This window comes from Pseudomonas sp. Eth.TT006 (assembly GCF_054456575.1).
In genome coordinates this window covers 361,244-385,417 of sequence record NZ_JBTJEN010000003.1, presented here as the reverse complement: position 1 = coordinate 385,417, position 24,174 = coordinate 361,244, and the positions used below count along the sequence as shown (strand labels likewise).

General features: G+C 60.4%; 29 protein-coding genes. 14 read left to right on the top strand and 15 right to left on the bottom strand.

Translation table 11 applies throughout. The features are described from left to right. The first annotated feature begins 73 nt into the window (after window positions 1-73). On the top strand, window positions 74-550 hold the full coding sequence (locus tag ACXR0M_RS07720) for a GNAT family N-acetyltransferase (RefSeq protein ID WP_458831345.1): 477 nt from the start codon (window positions 74-76) through the stop codon (window positions 548-550). Between the two features lie 237 nt (window positions 551-787). Here the strand turns inward: ACXR0M_RS07720 and ACXR0M_RS07715 are convergent, their stop codons facing one another. The 3 genes from ACXR0M_RS07715 to ACXR0M_RS07705 form a co-directional block, all read right to left on the bottom strand. Then, on the bottom strand, window positions 788-1,894 hold the full coding sequence (locus tag ACXR0M_RS07715) for a DNA alkylation repair protein (protein ID WP_458831344.1): 1,107 nt from the start codon (window positions 1,892-1,894) through the stop codon (window positions 788-790). A gap of 2 nt (window positions 1,895-1,896) precedes the next feature. Further along, window positions 1,897-2,502 (bottom strand): glutathione S-transferase, encoded by a 606-nt coding sequence (locus tag ACXR0M_RS07710; protein ID WP_458831343.1) that lies wholly within the window; start codon window positions 2,500-2,502, stop codon window positions 1,897-1,899. 62 nt (window positions 2,503-2,564) lie between these two features. Continuing rightward, window positions 2,565-3,473 (bottom strand): MurR/RpiR family transcriptional regulator, encoded by a 909-nt coding sequence (locus ACXR0M_RS07705; protein WP_458831342.1) that lies wholly within the window; start codon window positions 3,471-3,473, stop codon window positions 2,565-2,567. 405 nt (window positions 3,474-3,878) lie between these two features. On the opposite strand from ACXR0M_RS07705, the gene ACXR0M_RS07700 reads away from it, so the two are divergent. The 3 genes from ACXR0M_RS07700 to ACXR0M_RS07690 all read left to right on the top strand — a co-directional run bounded on the left by ACXR0M_RS07700 (window position 3,879) and on the right by ACXR0M_RS07690 (window position 6,431). Continuing rightward, the gene (locus ACXR0M_RS07700) at window positions 3,879-4,283 is read left to right on the top strand and encodes a TraR/DksA family transcriptional regulator (RefSeq protein WP_434597340.1); all 405 of its coding nucleotides are present in this window, start codon (window positions 3,879-3,881) and stop codon (window positions 4,281-4,283) included. A 227-nt stretch (window positions 4,284-4,510) separates the two neighbouring features. Continuing rightward, complete coding sequence (locus ACXR0M_RS07695; RefSeq protein ID WP_458831341.1) at window positions 4,511-6,115, top strand: methyl-accepting chemotaxis protein; 1,605 nt, start codon at window positions 4,511-4,513, stop codon at window positions 6,113-6,115. 112 nt (window positions 6,116-6,227) lie between these two features. Next, window positions 6,228-6,431, top strand: a complete 204-nt coding sequence (locus ACXR0M_RS07690) for a hypothetical protein (RefSeq protein WP_025111382.1) — start codon at window positions 6,228-6,230, stop codon at window positions 6,429-6,431. 6 nt (window positions 6,432-6,437) lie between these two features. Here ACXR0M_RS07690 and ACXR0M_RS07685 read toward each other — a convergent pair whose 3' ends face one another. Further along, window positions 6,438-6,674, bottom strand: a complete 237-nt coding sequence (locus ACXR0M_RS07685) for a DUF2789 family protein (RefSeq protein ID WP_458831340.1) — start codon at window positions 6,672-6,674, stop codon at window positions 6,438-6,440. Between the two features lie 46 nt (window positions 6,675-6,720). Further along, on the bottom strand, window positions 6,721-6,996 hold the full coding sequence (locus tag ACXR0M_RS07680; protein ID WP_458831339.1) for a hypothetical protein: 276 nt from the start codon (window positions 6,994-6,996) through the stop codon (window positions 6,721-6,723). 422 nt (window positions 6,997-7,418) lie between these two features. Between ACXR0M_RS07680 and ACXR0M_RS07675 the strand changes: the two genes are divergently transcribed. The 4 genes from ACXR0M_RS07675 (at window position 7,419) to ACXR0M_RS07660 (ending at window position 9,922) form a co-directional block, all read left to right on the top strand. Beyond that, the gene (locus tag ACXR0M_RS07675; RefSeq protein WP_169841369.1) at window positions 7,419-7,868 is read left to right on the top strand and encodes a hypothetical protein; all 450 of its coding nucleotides are present in this window, start codon (window positions 7,419-7,421) and stop codon (window positions 7,866-7,868) included. An 8-nt stretch (window positions 7,869-7,876) separates the two neighbouring features. After that, entirely contained in the window at window positions 7,877-8,074 is a 198-nt protein-coding gene (locus tag ACXR0M_RS07670) for a hypothetical protein (protein WP_458831338.1), read from the top strand. 128 nt (window positions 8,075-8,202) lie between these two features. Then, a complete protein-coding gene (locus ACXR0M_RS07665) occupies window positions 8,203-9,213 on the top strand; it encodes an ABC transporter substrate-binding protein (protein ID WP_458831337.1) in 1,011 nt (336 codons plus the stop codon). Window positions 9,214-9,481: 268 nt separating this feature from the next. Further along, window positions 9,482-9,922 carry a DUF3995 domain-containing protein gene (locus ACXR0M_RS07660; protein WP_458831336.1) on the top strand — a complete coding sequence of 147 codons (441 nt, stop codon included), beginning with the start codon at window positions 9,482-9,484 and terminating at the stop codon, window positions 9,920-9,922. Between the two features lie 137 nt (window positions 9,923-10,059). On the opposite strand, the gene ACXR0M_RS07655 is transcribed toward ACXR0M_RS07660, so the two are convergent. From ACXR0M_RS07655 to ACXR0M_RS07625, 7 genes are all read right to left on the bottom strand, one after another. Further along, entirely contained in the window at window positions 10,060-10,437 is a 378-nt protein-coding gene (locus tag ACXR0M_RS07655) for a Na+/H+ antiporter subunit G (protein ID WP_458831335.1), read from the bottom strand. Continuing rightward, window positions 10,434-10,712 (bottom strand): K+/H+ antiporter subunit F, encoded by a 279-nt coding sequence (locus tag ACXR0M_RS07650; protein WP_090284207.1) that lies wholly within the window; start codon window positions 10,710-10,712, stop codon window positions 10,434-10,436. The genes ACXR0M_RS07655 and ACXR0M_RS07650 overlap by 4 nt, the downstream gene beginning before the upstream one ends. Beyond that, window positions 10,709-11,197 carry a Na+/H+ antiporter subunit E gene (locus ACXR0M_RS07645; RefSeq protein WP_458831334.1) on the bottom strand — a complete coding sequence of 163 codons (489 nt, stop codon included), beginning with the start codon at window positions 11,195-11,197 and terminating at the stop codon, window positions 10,709-10,711. Before ACXR0M_RS07645 ends, ACXR0M_RS07650 begins: the two co-directional genes overlap by 4 nt. Then, window positions 11,194-12,876 (bottom strand): monovalent cation/H+ antiporter subunit D, encoded by a 1,683-nt coding sequence (locus ACXR0M_RS07640; protein ID WP_458831333.1) that lies wholly within the window; start codon window positions 12,874-12,876, stop codon window positions 11,194-11,196. Before ACXR0M_RS07640 ends, ACXR0M_RS07645 begins: the two co-directional genes overlap by 4 nt. Further along, window positions 12,873-13,217, bottom strand: coding sequence for a Na+/H+ antiporter subunit C (locus ACXR0M_RS07635; RefSeq protein ID WP_003225953.1), 345 nt, complete (start codon window positions 13,215-13,217; stop codon window positions 12,873-12,875). The genes ACXR0M_RS07640 and ACXR0M_RS07635 overlap by 4 nt, the downstream gene beginning before the upstream one ends. Further along, complete coding sequence (locus ACXR0M_RS07630; RefSeq protein WP_458831332.1) at window positions 13,217-16,135, bottom strand: monovalent cation/H+ antiporter subunit A; 2,919 nt, start codon at window positions 16,133-16,135, stop codon at window positions 13,217-13,219. The genes ACXR0M_RS07635 and ACXR0M_RS07630 overlap by 1 nt, the downstream gene beginning before the upstream one ends. 212 nt (window positions 16,136-16,347) lie before the next feature. Further along, the gene (locus ACXR0M_RS07625; protein WP_458831331.1) at window positions 16,348-17,286 is read right to left on the bottom strand and encodes a DMT family transporter; all 939 of its coding nucleotides are present in this window, start codon (window positions 17,284-17,286) and stop codon (window positions 16,348-16,350) included. 85 nt (window positions 17,287-17,371) lie between these two features. On the opposite strand from ACXR0M_RS07625, the gene ACXR0M_RS07620 reads away from it, so the two are divergent. Both ACXR0M_RS07620 and ACXR0M_RS07615 read left to right on the top strand, forming a co-directional pair. Beyond that, the gene (locus ACXR0M_RS07620) at window positions 17,372-17,935 is read left to right on the top strand and encodes a helix-turn-helix domain-containing protein (protein ID WP_458831330.1); all 564 of its coding nucleotides are present in this window, start codon (window positions 17,372-17,374) and stop codon (window positions 17,933-17,935) included. Continuing rightward, on the top strand, window positions 17,936-19,330 hold the full coding sequence (locus ACXR0M_RS07615) for an FAD/NAD(P)-binding protein (RefSeq protein ID WP_458831329.1): 1,395 nt from the start codon (window positions 17,936-17,938) through the stop codon (window positions 19,328-19,330). 466 nt (window positions 19,331-19,796) lie between these two features. Here the strand turns inward: ACXR0M_RS07615 and ppnN are convergent, their stop codons facing one another. Next, entirely contained in the window at window positions 19,797-21,170 is a 1,374-nt protein-coding gene (ppnN, locus tag ACXR0M_RS07610; RefSeq protein ID WP_458831328.1) for a nucleotide 5'-monophosphate nucleosidase PpnN, read from the bottom strand. Between the two features lie 223 nt (window positions 21,171-21,393). Between ppnN and ACXR0M_RS07605 the strand changes: the two genes are divergently transcribed. Next, window positions 21,394-21,921, top strand: a complete 528-nt coding sequence (locus ACXR0M_RS07605; protein ID WP_458831327.1) for a DUF3087 domain-containing protein — start codon at window positions 21,394-21,396, stop codon at window positions 21,919-21,921. Here ACXR0M_RS07605 and ACXR0M_RS07600 read toward each other — a convergent pair. Continuing rightward, window positions 21,918-22,304: a DUF2784 domain-containing protein gene (locus ACXR0M_RS07600; protein ID WP_458831326.1), complete on the bottom strand. Its 387-nt coding sequence runs from the start codon at window positions 22,302-22,304 to the stop codon at window positions 21,918-21,920. The two genes, ACXR0M_RS07605 and ACXR0M_RS07600, sit on opposite strands and share 4 nt — an antisense overlap. 152 nt (window positions 22,305-22,456) lie before the next feature. Here ACXR0M_RS07600 and ACXR0M_RS07595 point away from each other — a divergent pair, with 152 nt between their 5' ends. The 3 genes from ACXR0M_RS07595 to ACXR0M_RS07585 all read left to right on the top strand — a co-directional run bounded on the left by ACXR0M_RS07595 (window position 22,457) and on the right by ACXR0M_RS07585 (window position 23,677). Further along, window positions 22,457-23,155: an AzlC family ABC transporter permease gene (locus tag ACXR0M_RS07595; protein WP_458831325.1), complete on the top strand. Its 699-nt coding sequence runs from the start codon at window positions 22,457-22,459 to the stop codon at window positions 23,153-23,155. After that, entirely contained in the window at window positions 23,155-23,466 is a 312-nt protein-coding gene (locus ACXR0M_RS07590; protein WP_458831380.1) for an AzlD domain-containing protein, read from the top strand. Before ACXR0M_RS07595 ends, ACXR0M_RS07590 begins: the two co-directional genes overlap by 1 nt. A gap of 67 nt (window positions 23,467-23,533) precedes the next feature. Then, window positions 23,534-23,677: a hypothetical protein gene (locus ACXR0M_RS07585; RefSeq protein WP_458831324.1), complete on the top strand. Its 144-nt coding sequence runs from the start codon at window positions 23,534-23,536 to the stop codon at window positions 23,675-23,677. Window positions 23,678-23,723: 46 nt separating this feature from the next. On the opposite strand, the gene ACXR0M_RS07580 is transcribed toward ACXR0M_RS07585, so the two are convergent. After that, window positions 23,724-23,996: a hypothetical protein gene (locus tag ACXR0M_RS07580; RefSeq protein WP_458831323.1), complete on the bottom strand. Its 273-nt coding sequence runs from the start codon at window positions 23,994-23,996 to the stop codon at window positions 23,724-23,726. Window positions 23,997-24,174 lie beyond the last annotated feature (178 nt).

The following is a 24,174-nucleotide window of genomic DNA, read 5'->3' as shown; positions in this document are numbered from 1 at the left end:
CTCAATGCGCTGATTTTGTTTGCTGGAAACTTATCCTTCAGCCCCTTTAGCTTAATCGTTGTGAGGTTTTAGCATGGACAGAATAGCCAAAGCCCCTAAAGATTGTAGCGTCACTGAGCTTGACACATTTGAGAAGTTGGTTTCGAAAGGAGGAGAGGTTTCGCTGACCGGTCTGCGACAGCGAATTCAGCGCGCAGAGAAACTTTTCTTCATTCACGACGTCGAGTGTGTTGCTATTGGAGCAATCAAAAATCCTAATGCAGGCTATAAAACTGGTATTTTTGAGAAATGTAGTGCTCCAGAACAAAGTAAATATCAGTATGAGCTAGGCTGGTTATATGTATCGAGCGCGGCGAGAGGGAACGGCTACGGGCGTGTTTTAATGGAGGCAATTAAAGAATCACTTGCTGGCAAGGCTTGCTTTGCTACTACGCGTGAAGATAATGCCCCGATGCATCACTTGTTTAACCAGTTTGGTTTTTCGAAACTTGGACGGCCTTACAGAAGCAAAAACGGAGGCTATTTTCTTGTTCTGTATGTAAAACCATAACAACTGGTTATAGCTCTTCGCTTCAATCACTCGGCCGCACTCCGCAGCCCCTTAACGCATTTACGGTGATGTTGGCATAAGCACTTCGGCTGATGCTGACAAACGTCCTATCTTCTCGTGCGGTGGCCTTTTGGACGTTTTTCCCTACACGAAGGGCTGCTCTTGGCCGAAAGTAAGCTCATTCATAAATCCATTTCTATCCCATCACTTCCAGATCCACAAAATCCCCCCCCAAATTCACCCCCCAACAATCTCAAACACACCCCCACCCAAAACCTCCCCATTCACCATAACCCTTACCCCATGCCGCCCCACAAAATGCTTCCGCGTTGTAAAGTCCTTAATCACCTGCCGCCGCCCCACACTTACACTTTCAAACCCCGCCAACTCCACCGTCTTCAACTTGAAAACCTTCGCCGAAACCCCGCCATTCGCCTTCACATAGTCAATCGCATAATCAATCACCAACCGCTGCTCATGCGCCACCGTCGACTTCACCACAAACGACAACGTAATCGCCTCACCCAACCTCACCTCCGCCGGCTCAACCCGCACATCCAGCAACTCAACCTCAGCTTTCGCCCCCGCACCAATCACCGTCAGCGCACGCAAATCGCCCTGTTTGATCAAACTGCGCAACGCATGCTTGGCAATCCACGCGGTGTGTTTGTTCTCCAGCGACCAACCTTCAATCGTGTCCAGCACCCATTCCGGATGTTCTTTGGTCACGTCATTCAGATGATTCGCCACGGACTTGCGCACGTACAAACTGTCGTCGGCCTTCAACCGATCGAGAATGCCGGCGGCGAGTTGCGGATTGGCTTGTACCGCTTCCAGGCGAAATGACCAGGGCAGGCGCGGGCGGCTGCCTTCGCTGGCGAGGCGGCGGACGTGGTGGTTTTGGTCGCGGGTCCAGTCGTGCATGCGTTCCAGCGTGCGTTCGAGGTCGCTGCGCAGGAAGTGGCGGATGGCGAATTCGGAGGAGCCGAAGGTGGTGAAGTATTTCAGGGCGTCCATTGAGGTGTCGAACGCGTGGCCGCCGTAGCTGGCGACGTAGTGCGGCAGGCACATGCTGACGAAGCCGCTGTTGAGTCTTGGCGCCAGTTCGCGCAGGACTTCGAGGGAATCTTCGTAGTCCAGCGGCAGTACGGCGTGCAGGCTTTCGCTGACGCGGGCCATGCGTTGCATCACTGATAATTCAGCGAGTCCGTTCTGCGCGTGTTTGAGAAAGGCCTTGGCCTTGAACGCCGGGTACACGGCGCTCATTTCGCTGGCGATGTGTTGCAGGCGCTCGGCGTTGAAGATTTCCTTTAACGCCGGGGCGGCGGTGTCGGTGGTGCTCATGGTCAGGTCATCGGGGTGCTGACGAACGCTTCGAGGGTTTCGGCGTAGGCGGTGTATTGGGCGATGTGCGGGAAGCGGCGGGTGTCGATCTGGTCGGGGACGACGAGGCCGGTGAAGCTCCAGGCGACGGCGAGGCTGATGCCGGCCTGGGTGAGGGTGCCGTCGGTGGGCAGGCCGGATTTTTCCAGTTCCTGCTCGAGGGCGTTGAAGGCGGCGGCGAGTTGGCTTTCGACGCGTTCGACCCACGGTTGATATTGAATGTCGGCCGGGCGCAGGTTGCGTTCGTAGTAGAGCTGCACGGCTTTTTCGCAGGCGGCGAGGCTGAGGCCGATCAGGCGCAGGGCGTGGGCGCGTTGTTGAAGGTCGGCGGGTAGCAGGCTTTTGCCGGAACTGGCTTCGAGGTAGTCGAGGATCAGGGTGGAGTCCATCAGCACGGTGCCGTCGTCGAGGACCAGCGTGGGCGCCTTGACCACCGGGTTGATCTGCTGGAATTGTTCGAAGTGGCGGAACACCGAGACCGACTGGTGTTCGAGGTCGATGCCCAGGCGTTTGGCGGAGATCGCCACGCGGCGCACGTAAGGGGAGTCCAGCATGCCGATCAGTTTCATGACGCGTTCCTTCAAGTCGAACCGAGTGGGAAGGCATAACCTAGCCGAGGCTGAGGCAAATGTCAGGCGTCAAATCCGGCTTGTTCGTGAATCTCCTCCACATTCAATTCCAGCCGATACGCCACCGCCACGAACAACGCCTGACACAAACACAACGTCGCACTCAGCGAACGAAACGCCAGCGCGCTGCCTTCATTGACCAGCAACAGGCTGTTGGCGTTTCTGGCCAGGGGCGAGAGGTGGCTGTCGGTGAGGATCAGGGTGTTGGCCTGTTGCTGGCGGGCGTAGCGCAGGCAGTGCTGGGTTTCTTTGGCATAGGGGGTGAAGCTGATGGCGATCACCAGATCGCCGCTACGCACGCTGCGCATCTGCTCGCGATAACTGCCGCCCAGCCCCGACACCAGGTGAATGCGCTTCTGCGTGTGTTGCAAGTTGTAAACGAGGTAGTCGGCGACGGCGAAGGAGCGGCGCACGCCGACGACATAGATGTTGTCGGCGTTGACGATCAGCTCGACGGCTTTTTCGAATGCGGTGTCGTCGAGTTCGCGGCCCAGGCGTTCGATGCCGGAGCGGGTGGCGTCGATGCATTCGCGGGCGAGGTCGCCGTCGCGGGTTTGCTGCGACGGGTTGGCGATCATGTTGCGCACGCGTTGCTGGTAGTTCTGCACTGGCGAGGCTTTGAGGGTGTAGGCGGTGCGGAACAGCGCCTGCATTTCGCTGAAACCGCTGAAGCCGAAGCGCTGCGAAAAACGCACGATGGCGGACGGATGCACCTCGCATTCGCGGGCGATGTCGCTGATGCGCTCGACCATGATCCGCTCGCTTTGCTGGCTCATGTAACTGGCAATGCGCTTGAGCTGGCGGGGCAGGGTGTCGTATTCGTCGGTGATCAGCTGCAGCAGACGCTCGGCATTGATCGGGGGGCTGGCGAGGGAGGGCTCGTCGTTGGCCGGCAGATCGGGGCGGGGCATAAGTCTTCCTTCAGGCTGATCAAGTCACGCGGTGTGGCTGATATTAGGAGGGCTTTTGCGGGTCTGCCTGGCTGAAACGATGCACCGGGAGAAGAAAAAATTGGCGAAGAGGCACCAGCGGTTAGCCGTTTGTCTTCTATATACAGCCGCTCGACTGAATTTCTTGCTATAAACGCACTCCGATGACCGCCGTGACGCCTGTGTCAGTGCTGTTTACCGGGGATGTCGGACAAATTCCCGGTATTTACAGTTGCTGAGGCCTCAATCGGGCCTTAGACTGCCGCCCCTTCGTAAATTGAGTGCCGGGTGGCGTTTGCAAAAAACGATGCCTTTTCGTCGACCGGACACGGTTCGCCGGAACGCTCCCTATTTCGCCTTAATGCACGTTTTTTTATAGAGATATCAATGACAAAGGACAAGTTGCTGGCCATGCCGGCAGATGACTACATGAATGCCGAGCAGCACGCTTTCTTCACTGAGCTGCTGCAGAACATGAAAGTCGAAACCCACGAGCGCATTGAGCAAAACCGTATTGCCATCGAAAGCCTGGACACCCCGGCCGACCCGGCGGATGCGGCTTCGGTTGAAGAAGAGCGCACCTGGCTGGTGAACGCGATCGATCGCGACCAGCGCATGCTGCCGCAACTGGAACAAGCCCTTGAGCGTATCAAGGACGACAGCTTTGGCTGGTGCGACGACAGCGGCGAGCCGATCGGCTTGAAGCGCCTGCTGATCAGCCCGACCACCAAATACTGCATCGAAGCTCAAGAGCGTCACGAGCAGATCGACAAGCACCAGCGTCAGGCCTGATTCCTTGGCTGCCCCCTGAATCGGGGGCGCCTGCAAAAGATCGCAGCCTTCGGCAGTTCCATGTAGGAGCTGCCGAAGGCTGCGATCTTTGCTTTTGCTCGTCTGCGATATTTTGCGTGCCGTTCCATTGACCTGCTGCAGACCTCACGACTAACGGACCATGGATAATGGCGAGGTAGTGGCGTTTAATGCAGTCACAACAATGAGAACAAACGTGGGGTGTTGATATGACGAGAGACGGATCTCTGGTTGAGGCTCTGCCTGCACCAGTGCTGCTGCCGAAAAACCGCTGGATCGCTCCGACCCTGCAAAGCATCGCCCTGATGTTGTTGCTGGTCGGCATGGCCGTGGGTGGATGGTCGTTGTATATCAGCCTGCCGCTGGCGGTGCTGATCGTCTGGCTGCCACGCCTGCGTTCTCGCGCTGGAGTCGATGCTGCGCCGGTCGACAGCGGCAGCGCGATTTCCGCTCTTACTCGCGATCTTTCCTGCACCACCAGTCATAACGCGCTGTCAGCCGCGGGTGTGGCGTTTTCCGTCAAACAACTGGCCAGCAAGCTGGAGTCGCAGCTCGACGCCGCGGCGCAGATTGTCAGCAATGCCGAAGTGATGATTGCCACCGAGCGAGCCACCTCGCAACTCAGCCGCGAGGCGCTGGACGCTGCCAGTGAAGCGCATCACAGCAGCGCCGCGGGGCGTACCGATCTGGTGGATTCGATTGCGCGCATGCGCCAACTCAGCCAGCGTGCCAACGCCAGTCGTGAGCTGATCGAAGCCTTGAGCCTGCGCAGTGACGACATTCAACGGGTGACGCTGGTGATTCAGTCGATCGCCAGCCAGACCAATCTGCTGGCGCTGAACGCAGCGATTGAAGCGGCGCGGGCCGGTGAGCATGGTCGTGGTTTCGCCGTGGTGGCGGACGAGGTGCGTGGTCTGGCGGCGCGCACGGCGTCAGCGACCGGTGAGGTCGGGGAGATGGTCGCCGATATTCAGCAGCGTACGGCGCAAGTGGTGGAGCAGATCCGCGAGCTGTCGAGCGATTTGCAGACCGGTGTCGAGCAGGTGGAAAACACCGGCCAGCATCTGGAAAACATCGCCCGCCTGGCCGCCGGCGTGGAAGGGCAGGTGGGTGAAATCGCCCGGGGCGCGGAAACCAATCGCGGGCAACTCGACAGTCTGTTCAAGGCCATCGAGCAGATGCGCAGTGATCTGGCGATCAGCGATCAACAGACCCGACGTCTGGCCGAGGCTGCGGTGCAGATGGAGGGCCAGGCGGAAACCATCAGCGAGCGTCTGGCCGAAGTCGGTCTGGATGACTATCACCAGCGCGTTTATGACCTGGCGCGAGAAGGCGCGAGCCAGATTGCCGCGCGTTTCGAGGCGGACGTCGATCAGGGGCGGATCAGCCTCGAAGACTTGTTCGACCGCCAGTATCAAGCGATTCCCGGAACGCAACCGGCGAAGTTTCACACCCGTTTCGATCGCTACACCGACCAGGTGCTGCCGGCGATACAAGAGCCACTGCTGCCGCGTCACGAAGGATTGGTATTCGCCATCGCCTGTACGCAACAGGGCTATGTGCCGACGCACAATCTGGCGTTCAGCCAGCCGCTGACCGGGGACGAGCAGGCGGATGCCGTGGGCAATCGCACCAAACGCAAGTTCGCCGACCGCACCGGTATCCGCTGCGGCAGTCATCAGCAAGCGGTGTTGCTGCAGACCTACACCCGCGACACCGGCGAGCTGATGCATGACCTGTCGGTGCCGATCATGGTCAAGGGCCGCCATTGGGGTGGATTGCGCCTGGGTTATAAACCTGAAGCTGCGCGCTGATCGATTGTTACCGCTGCTGCAATGAATCTGTGCATGGGCGTTGCTGTTTCCGTTTCGACTGACTCCTTAATATGGCGACTAGTTAGGTAGCTAATGAATTTGAGAGGTCAGCATGCAGAGCAGAGTCGATGTCGCGGTGATGATTGGCAGCGGTGTGCCCGCCGGGCTGCGCGCGATGGGGCAAAGCGTGTGCTGGGTGGTGTTGCTCAACGGTGAGCGGCGTGGCACCGCGTTCGCCAGTCGCGACGAGGCGGAAGAGTGCAAGGCTGCCTGGCTCGCGCAATTGCAGGCCGAGCCGGGCGACAGCCTGCACTGACATTGATTAACGTCCGTCGTGCAGGCGTACGTTCAACTCATCGACCACCACTGCTTCTTCACCGTCGGCGCGCAGCCATTCCTTGAGAAGTTGCGCCTGTGGCGGCGTCCAGAAGTCGGCATCGATCAATTTGGTATTGGCGTCCAGCGGATGCGCTTCGATGAAGTCGTCGATTGCGCTACCTTCCGATGGCAGGCCCAGTTGGTCGAACAGGGTTTTCAGATCATATGCAGGCAGTTCCATCGTGTACTCCTTTTGCGTGTGCCGGAATGGCGCTGTCGCTTGCTCTTTATCTGAGGCAGGCGTTGGGCAAGAGTTCGATCCGTGATTCAAGCAAACGGGCGAGGGCGCAGGCTGCGTTATGATCTTCGCGGAAACCTCTTACACGTCCGGTCGATAATTCCTTGATATGAAAGAACGCGTTTCCCGCCGGGACTACCTGAAAACGTGGGGTATTGGCGTTTTGTGCAGCGTGCGCAAGTTCTGGCACAGTGCCGCCGTGCAACACCAATGGCGAGTCGATGTGGGTGTTGGAAGGCCGGGCAAAGTGAGTCAGAGTGCACATATGAAGTCCTTTTCATGAGTTGGCCGACGTTTTACTGGTCGGTTCGGGTAGTCGTAAGGAGCATCGCTGCTCTAGAATCGCCAGTGCCTGTTGGCGACAGGTGTCTATCTAAAGCAATTTTTTGCCAGCGATATGTCGGAAAAGAGCTTTTTTTCGTCAGATTTTTCCCTAAAGTTTGTGGTCAATCTTCACTACGCTTAAGTGACGATTTTTCCTTCAAGGCCTGGCGAACGTCGGGGCAAGTTTCTCGCGCGACTTTCCATTAGCCTTGCGAACTTGCAATGAATCGGTGTTCTTCCTGATTCAGGTGGACGGAGTCATTCGGTAACAGCATCGGCCTGGCCGTTTTTTGCCGTGCGCGTTTTTGCGCAAGGTACTTTTTCAGATGTGGGGATGTTTCTTTGGCAGTCAGTAATCTCGATATGCATGCTTTGTTCGTGCTGGGTGATTTGCGTGCAAAGCTGGTCAAGCTGTTCCAATCGCGTTTTGTTTACATCACCGAACAGAACGCCGAAGGCATTTACGTAGCCGAAATCGACACCGAAAGCGCATTGGTGGTCGATGACAAACCGGGGCTCAAGCTCAAAGTCGGCGATCATTTCAGCGCTTCGGTCCTGCCCAGCCGTGAAGGCGGCAAGATGGATATTCGCTTTCGCGAAATCAAACTGACGGTGTATGGCCTGGGCGATTACGCTTTCGTCGAAACTGCTGATGGCCACGCGATCCTGTTCAAGGAAGGTCATAGCGTGGTGACGGTGTTTGCCGCGCATCAGCAATTGCAGGAAGGCCTGACCAAGACCCTGAAGGCCGTGACCGGCAAAGCGGCGAAATGGCGCAAGGGTGAGCTCGTCACGTTCAAGGCCAGCGAGTGACCGCTGGCGTGAGTCGCGCCGACTTCCATTCGCAGCACCTCGACCGCGCGCGTGAAGAAGCCTTGCGCCTGTTCGATGCCAAAGCCGAGTTGCAAGGCGCCTGGCTGACTTGGGTGGCTGCGCAGATCTACACCCTGCGGCCTGCGGAGTTCGCCAGCATGGTCAGGCGCGAGCTGCAAAGCTTGCAGGAAAAGTCTGAAACCTGATCTCGATGGGGCGTGGCCCCGGAAAAAGCAGGAACCTCGGCTACAGTCAGTTGACTGAGTATCCAGAGGCTTGCGCTCTTGTGCCGGGCCATCCTGCTATTGCTGTGAACAGCACGAGGTGCAAAAGCATGAAAGGATTTCGACAGTTACTGGCCGCCAGCGCGGTCACGTTCGGTGTGCTCACGGCAGCGCAGCCAGCAGCGGCGCAGGCGCCGATCCATTTTGCCGACCTGAACTGGGAGAGCGGCAGCCTGATCACCGATGTGCTGCGGATCATCGTCGAGAAGGGTTACGACCTGCCGACCGATACGTTGCCGGGTACCACCATCACGCTTGAAACCGCGCTGGCCAACAATGATATCCAGGTCATTGGCGAGGAGTGGGCCGGACGCAGTCCGGTGTGGGTCAAGGCTGAGTCGGAGGGCAAGGTCGTCAGCCTGGGCGATACCGTCAAGGGCGCCACCGAAGGCTGGTGGGTCCCGGAATACGTGATCAAGGGCGACCCGGCCAAGGGCATCAAGCCGCTGGCGCCGGACCTGCGTAGTGTCAGTGACCTGAAGAAGTACAAGGACGTGTTCAAGGACCCGGAGAACCCGAGCAAGGGCCGGTTCCTCAACAGCCCGATTGGCTGGACCTCGGAAGTGGTCAACAAGCAGAAATTGACTGCCTACGGCCTGCAGGACGACTACACCAATTTCCGCAGTGGTTCCGGCGCGGCGCTGGATGCCGAAATCAGCTCATCGATCCGCCGCGGCAAACCGGTGCTGTTCTATTACTGGTCGCCGACGCCGCTGCTGGGCAAATTCAAACTGGTGCAACTGGAAGAACCAGCGTTTGACGCCGAGGCGTGGAAGACCCTGACCGATGCTGATAACCCCAATCCGAAACCGACCCGTTCGCTGGCCTCGAAGCTGTCGATCGGGGTTTCAACACCATTCCAGAAGCAGTACCCGCAGATTGCCGAGTTCTTCAGCAAAGTGGATTTTCCGATTGACCCACTGAACAAGGCGCTGGCCGAGATGAGCGAGAAGCACACCGCGCCACGGGATGCGGCGGAAGCCTTCATGAAGGCGCACCCGGACGTGTGGCAGGCGTGGCTGCCGAAGGATGTGGCGGAGAAGGTGGCGGGCAGTCTGTAACTGCCACCTGCGACTGCAACCTGCCACTGCTATCTGCGACTGTTACCTGTAGGAGCTGCCGAAGGCTGCGATCTTTTGATCTTGATCTTGAAAATCAAAGTCAAAAGATCGCAGCCTTCGGCAGCTCCTACAAGGGTATTGGGTTCGGGATTGGCATCGAGTTCGCACCGCCAGATAGTCATCGCTGCTCCGGACCGCTGATCGGTCGTGCACTTCAAAAAATGCCGTCTAGGATGATTTGTTCAAATCCCTGGAAAGGATTTCAACCATGACCTTTGTGATGGCTCAGTGGCTGGTGACGGTTTTTGCAGTGATCGCGCTGGTACACGTGTATTGGGCGTTGGGTGGGCAATGGGCGGCGGTGGCGGCAGTGCCGCAAGTGCCGGTGCAAGGTTTGGTGGCGACGGTGCGGCCGGCGTTCAAACCATCAGGCTGGATCACCTTGCTGGTGGCGGCGGCGTTATTGGCGATTGCCGGGCTGGTGTGTATGCGCGTCGGCTGGGGAATGCCGGCGGTGCATCATAAGGCGTTGCAATGGGTGATCAGCGCGATTGCGCTGCTGATGTTTGCCCGGGCCATCGGCGATTCGCATCTGGTGGGGTTTTTCAAGGAAGTGAAGGATTCGCGGTTTGCGCGGCTGGATACCTGGGTGTATTCGCCGTTGTGTCTGGTGTTGGGGGCAGGGTTGTTGGCGGTGGCCTGGGTCTGATCCGGTTCTTGTGTAGGCAGTGCCGGCCTCTTCGCGGGCAAGCCCGCTCCCACAGTAGTTGTAGGTGTTCACAGGTAATGGATTCCACCCCGAACCCTGTGGGAGCGGGCTTGCCCGCGAAGAGGCCCGACCGGCCTTCACATCTCTTGAGTCTGATTCCCGCTCTCAGTCCGCCGACTACTCACCTCAGCCGGCACATCATCCCCGGCCATGCGTTTGCGGAACAGCGCCGCCCGCGCCAGCAGCAGGGTGGTCACCGGCACCGTGATCGCCAGCAGGATCGGAATCAGCCAGGCGTGCAGCACCGGCCCGGATTTGAGTGCCGAGAAACAGATGATCGACGCCAGCGCCACGCACCACGCGCCGAGTGTCGAGGCGAGTGGCGGCGGGTGCATGCGCTGGAAGTAGTTCTTCATGCGCAGCAGTCCGGCCGCGCCGATCAGGGCGAATACGCCGCTGAGTACCAGCAGGATCGCCACCGGAATTTCGACCCAGAGCGACAGTTCGCTAGTCATTCGATCACCTCGCCACGCAGCAGGAACTTCGCCAGGGCAAACGAGCCGACGAAGCCGAACAGCGCGATCAGCAGCGCTGCCTCGAAATAAGTGTCGCTGGCGTAGCGGATGCCCAGGGTCAGCATCATCAGCATGGCGACGATGTACAGGTAATCCAGAGCGAGAACCCGATCTTGCGCCGATGGCCCCTTGAACAGGCGGATCAGGGTCAGGACCATCGCCAGCGAGAACAGGAACAGCGTCAGCAGAATCGCGTTGGACAGCAAGGGGCTCATTCGAAAATCTCCATCAACGGCTGCTCATAGGCTGTCTTGAAGTGGTGGATGAAGTGTTCCTCGTCATCCAGATCCCAGACGTGCAACAGCAGAACGCTGCGATCCAGCGCCAGTTCCGACCACACGGTGCCGGGCACCACGGTGCAGATCATCGCCAGCGTGGCAAGACCATGGGCGTCGCGCAGGTCCAGCGGCACTTTGACGAAGGCCGAGCGCGGTGGCCGTCGACCGGCGTTGAGCACGCCCCAGGCGACGATCAGGTTTGAGAGAATCACGTCACGCCCCACCATCACGAACAGGCGCAAAATCGTCAGCGGACGACGAATGCGCACCTGTTTCGGGCGCAGCTTGCGCATCATCAACGGTGCGGCGAACCCCAGAATCGCGCCAAGCAGCAGATTGCCCGGACTGACGGAGAGGTTGAGCGTCAGCCACAGCACCCACAACGCCAGAGACAGCAACGGAGCCGGAAACACGCGCTTCATGGTTGCACCTCCAGCATCGCCGCTTTGGCTGCCGGGCTTGGCACGGCGCGGGTGCCGAGCACGGCCATCACGTATTGCTGCGGGTTATTCAGTGCGTCAGCGGTGGCCTGGGTGTAGCGCAGCAGCGGTTCGGCCTTGAAGGTCAGGGCGATGCTCAGCCCCAGCAGCAGGAAGATCGGCGCACATTCGAGTTTGCGCAGCAGTGGCGAAGGCCGCTCTTCGGGAGTCCAGAAGCGCTGTACCCCCATCCTCGCGAAAGCCATCAACGATGCCAGCCCGGACAGGATCAGCAGCGCCAGCAACGCCCATGCCGCGTTGGAAACTGGCGCATCGCTGCCGCCCAGTCCCAGCGGATTGAGCAGCGCGCCGATCAGGCTCAGCTTGCCGATGAACCCGGACAGCGGCGGCATGCCGATGATCAGCAGCGCGCAAGCGATAAAGCTCAGGCCGAGAAACGCCATGGTCCATGGGATGACCTGACCGACCACGGCTTTCTGTTCGTCGTCGAGGTTGATGCCCTTGGGCGGCTGCAGGGATTCCTGCGGGCGCGGCAACAATTCGCTTTCGTCTTCCAGCGGGATTTCGTTGGCCGAGCGTGAGCGCTCGATCAACTCCGCCAGCAAGAACAGCGCGCTGAGGGCCAGGGTCGAGCTGACCAGATAGAACAGCGCCGCGCCAATCAGCTTCGGCTGGGCGAAACCCACCGCCGACAGCAGAATCCCGGCCGATACCAGAATGCTCAGGCTGGCCATGCGCTCCAGACGTTGCGCGGCGAGAATCGCCAGCGCCGCGCAGGCCATGGTCGCCATGCCACCGTAGATCAGCCAGTCGCCACCGAAGAACGCCGAGGCCCCGGCCTGGCCGGAGAACAGCAGTGTCCACAGACGCAGCAGGGTGTAGACGCCGACCTTGGTCATGATCGCGAACATCGCTGCCACCGGCGCGCTGGCCGAGGAGTAGGCCGGTACCAGCCAGAAGTTCAGCGGCCACATGCCGGCCTTGGCCAGGAACGCCACCGCGAGAATCCCCGCGCCGGCATGCAGCAAGCCCCGATCGGCTTCCGGCACCAGCGGAATCTTCAGCGCCAGATCGGCCATGTTCAGGGTGCCGGTGACGCCATAGATCAGTGCCGCGCCAATCAGAAACAGCGACGACGCCAGCAGGTTGATCGAGATGTAATGCAAACCCGAGGACACCCGCGCCCGGCCTGAGCCGTGCAGCAACAGGCCATAGGAAGCGGCGAGCAATACTTCAAAGAACACGAACAGGTTGAACAGGTCGGCGGTGAGAAATGCGCCGTACAGGCCCATCAACTGAATCTGGAACAGCGCGTGGAAGCTCGACCCTGCGCCATCCCAGCGCGCCATGGCGAAGAGCAGGGCGCTGACGCCAATGATCCCGGTCAGCACCAGCATCAGTGCCGACAGGCGATCGACCACCAGCACGATGCCGAACGGCGCCTGCCAGTTGCCCGGCAGGTACACGCCGATCGAGCCGGGTACGCCAGTGGTTTGCGTCCACTGCAGCAGCATCACCGAAATGAACAGGCCGACGAGGCTGGAGAACAGGTTGATTTTCGCCTTCAGCGGCCGGTGTTTCTCGCCGAGCATCAGCATGATGGCGGCGGTCAGTAGCGGCAGCAGGATCGGTGCGGCGATCAGATGAGTCATCGCCATCATTCCTTGGGCTCCCGGCCGTCGACGTGGTCAGTGCCGGTCAGGCCCCGGGACGCCAGCAGCACCACCAGAAACAGCGCGGTCATGGCGAAGCTGATGACGATCGCGGTCAGTACCAGCGCCTGCGGCAGTGGATCGGTGTAGTGCAGCAGGTCCTGGGTCACGCCGTCCTTGATTACCGGCTCCTTGCCGATGAACAGGCTGCCCATGCTGAAGATGAACAGGTTGACCGCGTAGGACAGCAGGCACAGGCCCATGACCACCTGAAATGTCCGTGGCCGCAGCACCAGCCAGACACCTGACGCGGCAAGCACGCCGATGGCGATTGCGATGACTTCTTCCATCAGACGGCTCCTTTACTGGCGACGGCTTTGGGCAGCGACGCGGTCTTGTGACCACGCACCGATTGGTGGGCGAGGGCGGTCAGGATCAGCAGCGTCGAGCCGACCACCACGGCGTACACGCCGATATCGAAAAACAGCGCACTGGCGATATGGATGTCGCCCAGCAACGGCAAAGTGAAATGCCAGGTGTGGGTGGTCAGGAACGGATAGCCGACCGCCATCGCACCGAGACCGGTCACCGTGGCGAACAGCAAACCGGTACCCATCCAGCGCAGCGGTCGCAGGCTCATTTGCGCCTCGACCCACTGCGTCCCGGCGACCATGTACTGCAGGATGAATGCCACCGACATCACCAGCCCGGCGACAAAACCGCCCCCCGGCTGGTTGTGGCCGCGCATGAACAGGTAGCACGACACCACCAGCGCCACCGGCAGCAGCAGGCGCACCAGCACCGCCGGCACCATCATGAAACCGAGCGCGGTATCGCTGGCGCTGCGCGGGTTGACCAGGTCGGTGACTACGTCCGGCGCGAGCAGGCGTTGCTGGGCCGGCAGTTGCAGGCTTTCTTTCGGCGGGCGGAAGCGTCGCAGCAGGGCGAACACGGTCAGCGCCACGGCCACCAGCACTGTGATTTCACCGAGGGTATCGAAACCGCGGAAGTCCACCAGCATCACGTTGACCACGTTGCTGCCACCGCCCTCGGGCATGGCCCGGCTGAGGTAGAACGAGGAAATGTCGTTCGGCGTCTGCCGCGTCAGCATGGCGTAGGACAGCAGCGCCATGCCGGCACCGACCGCAACCGACAGCAGCAAGTCGCGCAGACGGCGGATACGCGCCTTGCGCAGGCTGCTCGGCAGTGGCGAGACTTCTTCGATCCGTCGCGGCAGCCAGCGCAGGCCGAGGAGGATCAGCACCGTAGTTACCACTTCCACCGCCAGTTGCGTCAGTGCCAGATCCGGCGCGGAGAACCAGACAAAAGTAACGCAGGTCATCAGGCCGCAGACGCTGACCATGGTCAGGGCGGCGAGGCGGTGATACTTGGCCTGCCAAGCGGCGCCGAGGGCACAGGCAATCGCCAGCAGCCAAAGGGTGACGAAGACGATAGAACCGGGAATCTTCGGCCGGTCGCCCCAACTGAGGCTGCTGTGCAGCATCGGAATCAGCCCGGCGAGCACCGCCGCCAGCACCATCAGGAATAATTGCATCTGCAGGCGTCGGGTGCCGAGCCGGCGTTCTACCCGGCGCGCCAGGCGCATCATCATCACCAGGCTGCGTTCGAACAGGCGCTTGCCGTTGAAGCGCCCCACCAGCGGTGGGTACTTGAAGCGTCCACGCTTGAACTGGTTACGCAGCAGCAGATAGACCACGATGCCGCCGGACATGGCGATCAGGCTCATGATCATCGGTGCGTTGAGCCCGTGCCAGATCGCCAGGCTGTACTCCGGCAGCGTGCCGCCGACCACTGGCAGCGCAGCGGCGGCCAGCAGCGGACCGACCACTTGCGCCGGGAAGATCCCGACGATCAGGCAGGTGAACACCAGCAGCTCCACCGGCGCCCGCATCCAGCGTGGCGGCTCGTGCGGAGTGTGCGGCAGGTCGGTGGCAGTCGGGCCGAAAAACACGTCGACGGTGAAGCGCAGCGAGTAGGCGACGCTGAACGTACCGGCGATGGTCGCGACAATCGGCAGCGCCGCTTCGACCCACGCGGTGGCGTTGATGAACACGGTTTCGGCGAAGAACATTTCTTTCGACAGGAAGCCGTTGAGCAGCGGCACGCCGGCCATCGCGGCACTGGCCACCATCGCCAGCGTCGCGGTGAAAGGAATCAGTTTGATCAGGCCGCTGAGCTTGCGGATGTCGCGGGTGCCGCTTTCGTGGTCGATGATGCCTGCGGCCATGAACAGCGAGGCCTTGAAGGTCGCGTGGTTGAGAATGTGGAACACTGCGGCGACCGCCGCCAGCGGGCTGTTCAGGCCCAGCAGCAGGGTGATCAGGCCGAGATGGCTGATGGTCGAGTAGGCGAGCAGACCCTTGAGGTCGTTCTGGAACATCGCGCAATACGCGCCGAGCAGCAGTGTCGCGGCCCCGGCGCCGCTGACGATGTAGAACCACTCTTCACTGCCGGACAACGACGGCCACAGCCGTGCCAGCAGAAAGACCCCGGCCTTGACCATGGTCGCCGAGTGCAGATAAGCCGAAACCGGGGTGGGCGCCGCCATTGCGTGCGGCAACCAGAAGTGGAAGGGGAACTGCGCGCTCTTGCTGAGGGCGCCAATGAGAATGAGGGGAAGCAGGATAGGGTAGAGCGCATGTGCGCGAATCTGATCGCCGGCGGCCAGGACCTTGTCCAGGTCATAGCTGCCGACGACATGGCCGAGGATCATGACCCCCGCCAACAGGCACAACCCCCCGGCCCCGGTGACCATCAGCGCCATGTAGGCGCCACGCCGGGCATCGGCGCGGTGGTGCCAGTAGCCGATCAACAGGAACGAGAACAGGCTGGTCAGCTCCCAGAAAAACACGATCTGGATCAGGTTGCCGGAGATCACCAGGCCAAGCATGGCGCCCATGAATGCCAGGAAAAACGCGAAGAAGCGCGGCACCGGATCGTCCGGCGACATGTAATAGCGGGCATATAAAGAGACGAGAGTGCCGATGCCCAGGACCGGCAGCGAGAACAGCCAGGCGAAACCGTCCATGCGCAGGACGAAGTTCAAACCGAGGCTGGGCAACCACATGAATTCTTCGCGGATCACGCCGCCATGGGCGATTTGCGGGTACAACAGCGCAACCTGCACGGTACCGATCAGAGCGACCAGACCTGCCAGCAGGGATTCGGCATTACGCGCGTTGTGTGGCAGCACCGCTGCCAGACAGCTGCCAATGAATGGCAGAAGCAGTAGAACTATCAGAGACATAGGCTTCTAATCTGCGGAGATTTGTGAAGCATCATACGTGCCAGCTCCCTGATTACCAAACGCGAGGATGTCTCAGAATCCTACAAAGTAGTCCGATAATTTTCGTTTGGCTTTGTTTCAGAGGCGAAAAGATCGCAGCCTGCGGCAGCTCCTACACAGAACGCATTCCAATGTAGGAGCTGCCGCAGGCTGCGATCTTTTGATTCTGGCTGTTAAATCCCGCTATCGCTCTCCAAGGCACCCTCAACTTCAACGGCCACCTTACCCTTGGTCTTCAACTCACTGACAATCACCGCCGCCACAATCAACCCGGCGCCCACCAGCGCAATCGCCGGCAGACGCTCTCCGGCGATCCGCCCGACGATCCCGGCCCACACCGGCTCACCGGCGTAGATCAAAGTCGCGCGGGTCGGTGAAACGCTCTTCTGCGCCCAGTTCATCGCCACCTGAATCGCCGCACTCGCGGCGCCCAGGCCCAGCGCGGTCGCCAGCAGGGTCCAGGAAAAGTCTGGAATCATTTCCCCGGTCGGCACTACCAGCAGAAACGACAGCACCGACGTCACCGCCAATTGCACCACGGTCACCCGGCGCACATCGACCTGGCCGGCAAACGTGCTGATCAGAATGATCTCGGCGGCAATCGCGATGGCACTGATCAGCGTGGCAATTTCACCGGGGCTGAAATTCAGCGCCGCCCCGGACGGCCCGGACAGCAGCATCAATCCGGTAAACGCGAGCATGATGCCAATGCTCGGCATCAGCCCCGGGCGGCGTCCCAGCACCAGCCATTGCAGCAACGGCACAAAGGGTACGTACAGCGCGGTAATGAACGCCGACTGGCTGCTCGGAATCGTTTGCAGGCCCACCGTCTGCAAACCGTAACCGAGCATGATCGCCACACCGATGAACGCGCCGGCTTTGAGTTCGAACAGGGTCAGCGCGCGCAAATGTCGCCAGGAGAACAGGGCGACGATGCCGGCCGCCGCGGCAAAGCGCAGGCCGACGAAGAACATCGGGCCGCTGACGGTCATGGCGTGTTGCACCAGCAGGAACGTTCCGCCCCAGATCATGGTGATCAGCACCAGCACGCACTCGGCCTTGCTGAAGCGGGAGAAGCGAAGAGGCGTGGAGGAGTTGTTGGCTGACGTCATGACCTTGCGCACTATAAAAGGCAGGACGCACAATGCGTCCAACGTTGCGCAGTATAGTGCCCAACCCCACCGAGTGAGCAATATAGTGCACAAGATTTCCAGCCAGCGGGCGTCTGTCCTGCAACACGTCAGCCTGAACATACGGCGCCTGCGCCACGCGGCCGACATGAGCCAGACCGCGCTGGCTGAAAAGTCCGGCGTCAGTCGGCGCATGCTGGTGGCGATCGAGGCCGGGGAAAAGAATGTCAGCCTGACCACGCTCGACCGCGTCGCCGAAGCCCTCGGCGTCGCCTTCAGCGACCTGATCCAGGCCCCCGACGCCCGCGATCCGAGCCGCATCAACGAAGTAGCCTGGGCCGGCACCCTCCCCGGGAGTAAGGCGGTGCTGCTGTCGAAAGCCACCGCCACCCGCGAAGTCGAGTTGTGGGAGTGGTGTCTGCAACCGGGCGAGGTCTACCCCTCGCAACCGGACGCCGATGGCTGGAGCGAGCAGATCTATGTGTTCGAGGGCTGTCTGACGCTGATGCTCGGCGAGCAGCGGCAGCAAATCGCCACCGGCGAGTTTTTCATGTTTGCCAGCAACCAGCCGCACAGCTATCGCAACGACGGCGACGTGGCCACGCGCTTTGTACGTAACGTGGTGATTTGAATGAGTCAGAACGCAGGCATCCTGATCATCGGCGGTGGCCTCAGCGGCACGATGCTGGCGGTGCAATTGTTGCGATTGCCCGGCCAGCGCCGGATTCTGATTATCGAACCGCGCGCCGAACTGGGTCGCGGTGAAGCTTACAGCGCAGTCGAACTGGGCCATACGCTCAACGGCAATGCGGCGCGGATGAGTGTCGACCCGGACAACCCCGATGACCTGACCCAGTGGCTGACCGCGCATATTGCCGACGGCGGCTGGCCCGAGTCTGCCGAGCAGAAGGTGCCGGTCAGCGAACTGTTCCCGCCGCGTGGACTGTTTGGTGTGTATGTGCAGCAGCGTCTGGCCGAGGCGCGGGGCGTAGGTGCGCAGTACGGCTCGACGGTCGAGCATGTGTGTGCCGAGGTGGTTGATCTGCAAAGCGCCGGCAATTCGGTGCAACTGACTTTGAACGATGGTCGGCGCCTGAGCGGTGCCTACGCTGTGCTCGCCACCGGCATGTTCCCCGCCGCGCGCACGCCGCAGAAAGATTCCAGCGGGCTGAATGCCGCTGCGCTCGATCCTTGGGATGTCGCGGCCATGCGCCAGCTCGATACGCAATCGACAGTGCTGATCATTGGTTCCGGGCTGACTATGGTTGATGCCGTGGTTTCGCTGGAGCAGGCCGGGCATCGTGGGCCGATCGAAGTGTTTTCCCGTCACGGGCTGCTGCCCCATGTGCGCCGGCAACCGCCGCCATGGACGGACTTCCTCGCGGCAGACCCGAGCATCCGCACGCCGCGGCAATTGCTGCGTGAGTTACGTGGACACTGCCGTAAAGCCATCGCCCAAGGCATCGACTGGCAGGCGCCGTTGGACACGGTCCGCGCACATATCGGACGGCTGTGGAGCCAGGCGACTGATGTGCAGCGGCGACAATTCGTACGCCATGTGCGGCCGTGGTGGGAGAGCCATCACCACCGCTCGCCGCCGCTCAGCGCGGCGTTGGTTGAACGCCTGCACAGCGAAGGGCGTCTGCGGATTCAGGCCGCGTCATTCAAGGGGCTTGAGCCGACATCGGGCGCGGGTGTGAGTATTCGCATTCGGCGTCGCGGTGAAGCCGAAACGTGTGTGGTGCAGGGGGCTGCGTTGATCAACTCCAGCGGCATCGAGTACGACTGGCGCCGCGTGGCGCGACCGTTGCCGCAGCAGTTGCTGGCGCGTGGACTGATAAAACCGGGGCCGTTGGCACTGGGGATTGCCGCAGCGGTAGACGGCGCGGTGCTGGATGCGCAAGGGCTGGCAGCTGAACGTATCTTCGCCATGGGCCCGCCGTTGCGCGGGATGTGGTGGGAGAGTACGGCGGTGACGGATGTGGCGTTGCAGGCGAAGGCGTTGGCGGCGCGACTGATAGGTTGAGGTGTGCTTCCGGTCCCCTTCGCTGGCAAGCCAGCTCCCACATTTGATCGAGGTGAATGCAAAATCTGCGTCAGCCGCCAAACCCCTGTAGGAGTGAGCCTGCTCGCGATAGCGATGTGTCAGTCAATATAAAAGGTGACTGATACCGCGATCGCCAGCAGGCTGGCTCCCACATTTGATCGAGGTGAATGCAAGATCTGCGTCAGCCGCCAAACCCCTGTAGGAGTGAGCCTGCTCGCGATAGCGATGTGTCAGTCAATATAATAGGTGACTGATCCACCGCGATCGCCAGCAAGCCAGCTCCCACATTTGATCGAGGTGAATGCAAAATCTGCGTCAGCCGCCAAACCCCTGTAGGAGCGAACCTGCTCGCGATATCGATGTGTCAGTCAATATAAAAGGTGACTGATCCACCGCCATCGCCAGCAGGCTCGCTCCTACATTGGGTGTGGGATAACCGAAAGGATTACGCCACCACGCGATAGCACGGCACGTACGCCGCGCCACCCGGCAATTTCATCCGGTGCTGGGCGACGAAGGCTTTGAGCAGCGCGTCCAGCGGTTGCATGATCGCCGCGTCACCGCGGATCTGGTACGGCCCGTGTTCCTCGATCAGGCGGATGCCCTTGTCCTTGACGTTGCCGGCGACAATCCCGGAGAACGCGCGACGCAAATTGGCCGCCAGCTCGTGCGGTGGCTGATCGCGGTGCAGCTTGAGATTGGCCATGTTTTCGTGGGTCGGATCGAATGGACGCTGGAAGCTCTCGTCGATTTTCAGCAGCCAGTTGAAGTGGAACGCGTCGTTGCGCTCGCGGCGGAACTGCTTCACCGCCTTGAGGCCGGCGGTCATCTGCCGGGCCACTTCGGCCGGGTCGTCGATGATGATCTGATAGTGCTGCTTCGCCGCATCGCCGAGGGTCGCGGTGACGAACGCGTCGAGTTGCTCCAGATACGGCGCGGCATGTTTCGGCCCGGTCAGGATTACCGGGAACGGCAGGCCGGCGTTGTCCGGGTGCATCAGGATGCCCAGCAGGTACAGGAACTCTTCGGCGGTGCCGGCGCCGCCCGGGAAGATGATGATGCCGTGGCCGACACGCACGAATGCTTCCAGACGCTTCTCGATGTCCGGCAGGATCACCAGCTCATTGACGATCGGGTTCGGCGCTTCGGCGGCGATGATCCCCGGCTCGGTCAGGCCGAGGTAGCGCCCGCCGTGGATGCGTTGCTTGGCATGGGCGATGGTCGCGCCTTTCATCGGGCCTTTCATCACGCCGGGGCCGCAACCGGTGCAGATGTCGAGGCTGCGCAGGCCCAGTTCGTGGCCGACTTTTTTGGTGTATTTGTATTCTTCGGTGTTGATCGAGTGACCGCCCCAGCACACGACGATTTTCGGCTCGACGCCCGGGCGCAGGGTGCGCGCGTTGCGCAGCAGGTGGAACACGTAGTCGCTGATGCCTTGCGAGGTGCTGAGGTCGATGCGCTGGCTGTCGAGTTCGTTTTCGGTGTAGACGATATCGCGCAGGGCGCTGAACAGCATCTCACGGGTGCTGGCGATCATTTCGCCGTCGACGAAGGCGTCGGCCGGGGCGTTCAGCAGTTCTAGGCGCACGCCACGATCCTGCTGGTGAATGCGGATCTCGAAGTCCTTGTAGGCTTCCAGGATGGTTTTTGCGTTGTCGACATGGGCGCCGGTGTTGAGGATGGCCAGGGCGCACTGGCGGAAGAGGGTATAGATGCTGCCGGATCCGGCTTCGCTCAGTTGCTGGACTTCACGTTGAGAAAGGGTTTCCAGGCTGCCTTTCGGGCTGACCGAGGCGTTGATTACGTGTCGTTGGGTCATGCAATGATCCTTAAAACGATGTCATTCCAATAGCAGGGAAATGGCATCCGAATAGTGTGTATCCATGAATGAAGATGGCACGATCTGCGCTGTACCGCCATGTCCCCGTTGGACGCTGAAAAGATGAAAAGGGCCCCCAGCATAGCTAAATCGCGCGCAGAGGCGATAATGCGCAGCGAGATTTTTCCATCGCCCCTTTTATCGCTCAAGGAAGTCATGCCCGATGTTCGAGATCCAGCCGATGGACGCCGCCACGTTTCGCCAGCAGACCCGCCGCAGCACGCTGATTATCGCTGGACTGTTCCTGGTGCTGGCGATGGGATTGTCCACGGCGGCCGTGGCGCTGTTCGGTGAACCCGGCGGGGATAATCTGCGCTTCAACGTCGGTGGCGTGTTCGTTGCGTTTCTGCTGACAGCGGCACTGCTGCGCGGGCAGTTCTGGCAACAGGCGTGGATGGCGCCGGCGGTCTACAGCTGGCGGCTCAAACGCAGCCTGATGAGCGTGACCAACGTCATGCATCAGGTGACAGCGGCGGTCGAGCGTAACGATCCGACCGCGATGAAGGTGCTGCGCTTCTATCATCTGGGGCTGACCCAGATGCACGAACTGGACGGCAACTCCAGCGATCACGCGCAATTGCATCGAGAAGTCGAAACGCACAAGGAGCGGATGCAAGCGCTAGGTCTGGATATCGACCAGACGCGCCTGGATCCGGCCTGGCTGCAAGCCTTGAAACCGACTGCGGGCTAAAACGGAATGCGACTGGCGCGACGCAGTTTCCACCCACGGATCAGGCGTCCATACACCAGCAGATTGATCACCAGCACCACACTGCCCAGCGCCAGCTGGATCTGCGGCGTCAGTCCGGCGGGGTAAATGATCGGCCAGATGTAGTGCTCGATGAAGCCGCCGGCGTATTCGGTCTGCCCGGCGGCGTGGCGCATCAGGTTCTCCCAGTAGGTCAGCGGACAGGTCAGGTGCAACACCTCGACCGCAACCCCCCACGCAGCCGCCGGCAGATGCAGCCACATCACGCGCGGCCACTTGAGCACCAGCAGCCCGCCGAACAACACGAACAGAATGAAGCACAGATGAAACAGCACCAGCCCGTCGGCTGCGATTCGGTACAGCATGTCGTCTCCCTGACGCGATTGTGAAGGGCTCCATAGTACGCCGACAGCGGCGCAAGGGCGCTGCGATTCAGGGCAAATGCGCAAGATTGTTCAAGCCCCGAAGGGGTGTTTGCTGGCACAGTCTGTGACCGTTTCCCCGGTTGAAGAGCGTTATGTCTGACTCACTTGTGCCACCCCGTGCGTTTCTTCGCGGTGCTGTGGCGATCATGCCGTTATCGCTGGCGACAGCGCCGTGGGGACTGCTGGCCGGCTCCATGGCCATCGAAGCCAATCTGACCCCGCTGCAGGGGCAGGGCCTGTCGAGCATCGTGTTTGCGGGCGCCGCACAACTGGTGGCGATCGGCATGCTCAAGGGTGGTGCGGGCATGTTCTCGATTCTGCTGACCACGTTGCTGCTGACTTCGCAGCATTTGTTGTACGGGATGAGCATGCGTTCAGTGATTTCGCCGTTGCCCGGGCGCTGGCGCGTCGGTCTGGGCTTTTTGCTCACCGACGAGCTGTTTGCCTTGACCAGCCAGCATGACCGCCAGCAGTTCAATCGTTGGTACGCCTTGGGCGTCGGCCTGACGTTTTATATCGCCTGGAACCTCTTCACCCTGGCCGGCATTGTGTTGGGCAGCAGCATTCCGGGACTTGAACATCTGGGTCTGGACTTCTCGATCGCCGCGACGTTTATCGCGCTGATCACCCCGGTGGTACGGAATGTGCCGACCGTGGTGTGCGTCGCCGTGTCGTTGTTCTGCTCGGTGCTGTTCAGCTATTGGCAGTGGGGCTCCGCGCTGGTGTTGTCGGGATTGGCCGGGATGACCGCAGGGTTTATCTGCAACAAGCTGTATCGGGAGCGCACATGATGATCTGGGCCGTGATTTTCGGCATGGGGATCCTGGTATTCCTCAACCGTTACGTGTTTCTCGAACCGCGCTTGCCGTTGCGTTTAAGCAGCAACGCGCGACAGTTTCTCGGCTTTGCCGTGCCGGGGATGTTGACGGCGATCTGTGGGCCTATCGTGTTCATGCCCGACAAACAGTTGAATTTGCAGTGGGATAATCCGTATTTGTTGAGTTCGCTGGTCGCGATCGGACTGGTGCTGTACACCCGCAATACCTTGCTCAGCATGCTCTTGAGCATGGCGTTTTTCTTTTTGCTGCGTTGGTGGTGGTAAGTTGCGACGGTAAAAAATGTTCTACGCTTCAATGATTCAGCTGGCTTTTATTCAGAGCGAGGTGCACATGACGACTGAGCAAGAACGTACCGATAAAGACGAAGCGGTCGATGAGCCGACCGAAGAAGAGATCGAGCGTGAAAAGCGCAAGGAACAGACCTGGAAGCACGACGACGGCAAGGAACTTACCGGACCTGATGAGAAGTTCTGACGCCACTGTGCCAAAAAGCCCCGCGATCGCGGGGCTTTTTGTTGTTTCAGAGATCTTCCAGCTTCGAGAAGTCCGGATGAGACGCCCGATAGCCCAAGGTCTTGTCGAGCCACGCATTGAGTTCGTTGACCATCACCGGCGGGTGGCCGGGATAGTGTTCGAGTGTGGTGCGCAAGACGCGTTCAATGTCGGGCACTGAACGCAGGTTTCGGGTCTTGATGTAGTGGCCGATAAAACAGTCGAGTTCAAAGCGTTCTGTCATGGACAGATAGATACACTCCAGGCCGTTGGCCTGTTTGATTGCAAAATCGTCGCGCAACTTAGTTCTCTGCAAGGGCTGGTTAACGTTGTAGGGATTCCTGGTTTCTTGACTCTATGATCAATTGGTATGCCAAACGGAAATGCGGCGCGCATGCTATCCGTAGCGCATCCAAATGTATGTATGACGGATGAAATGTCAGACAGGCGGTTAGTTCGCTCAAACGACTGTTTTGTTG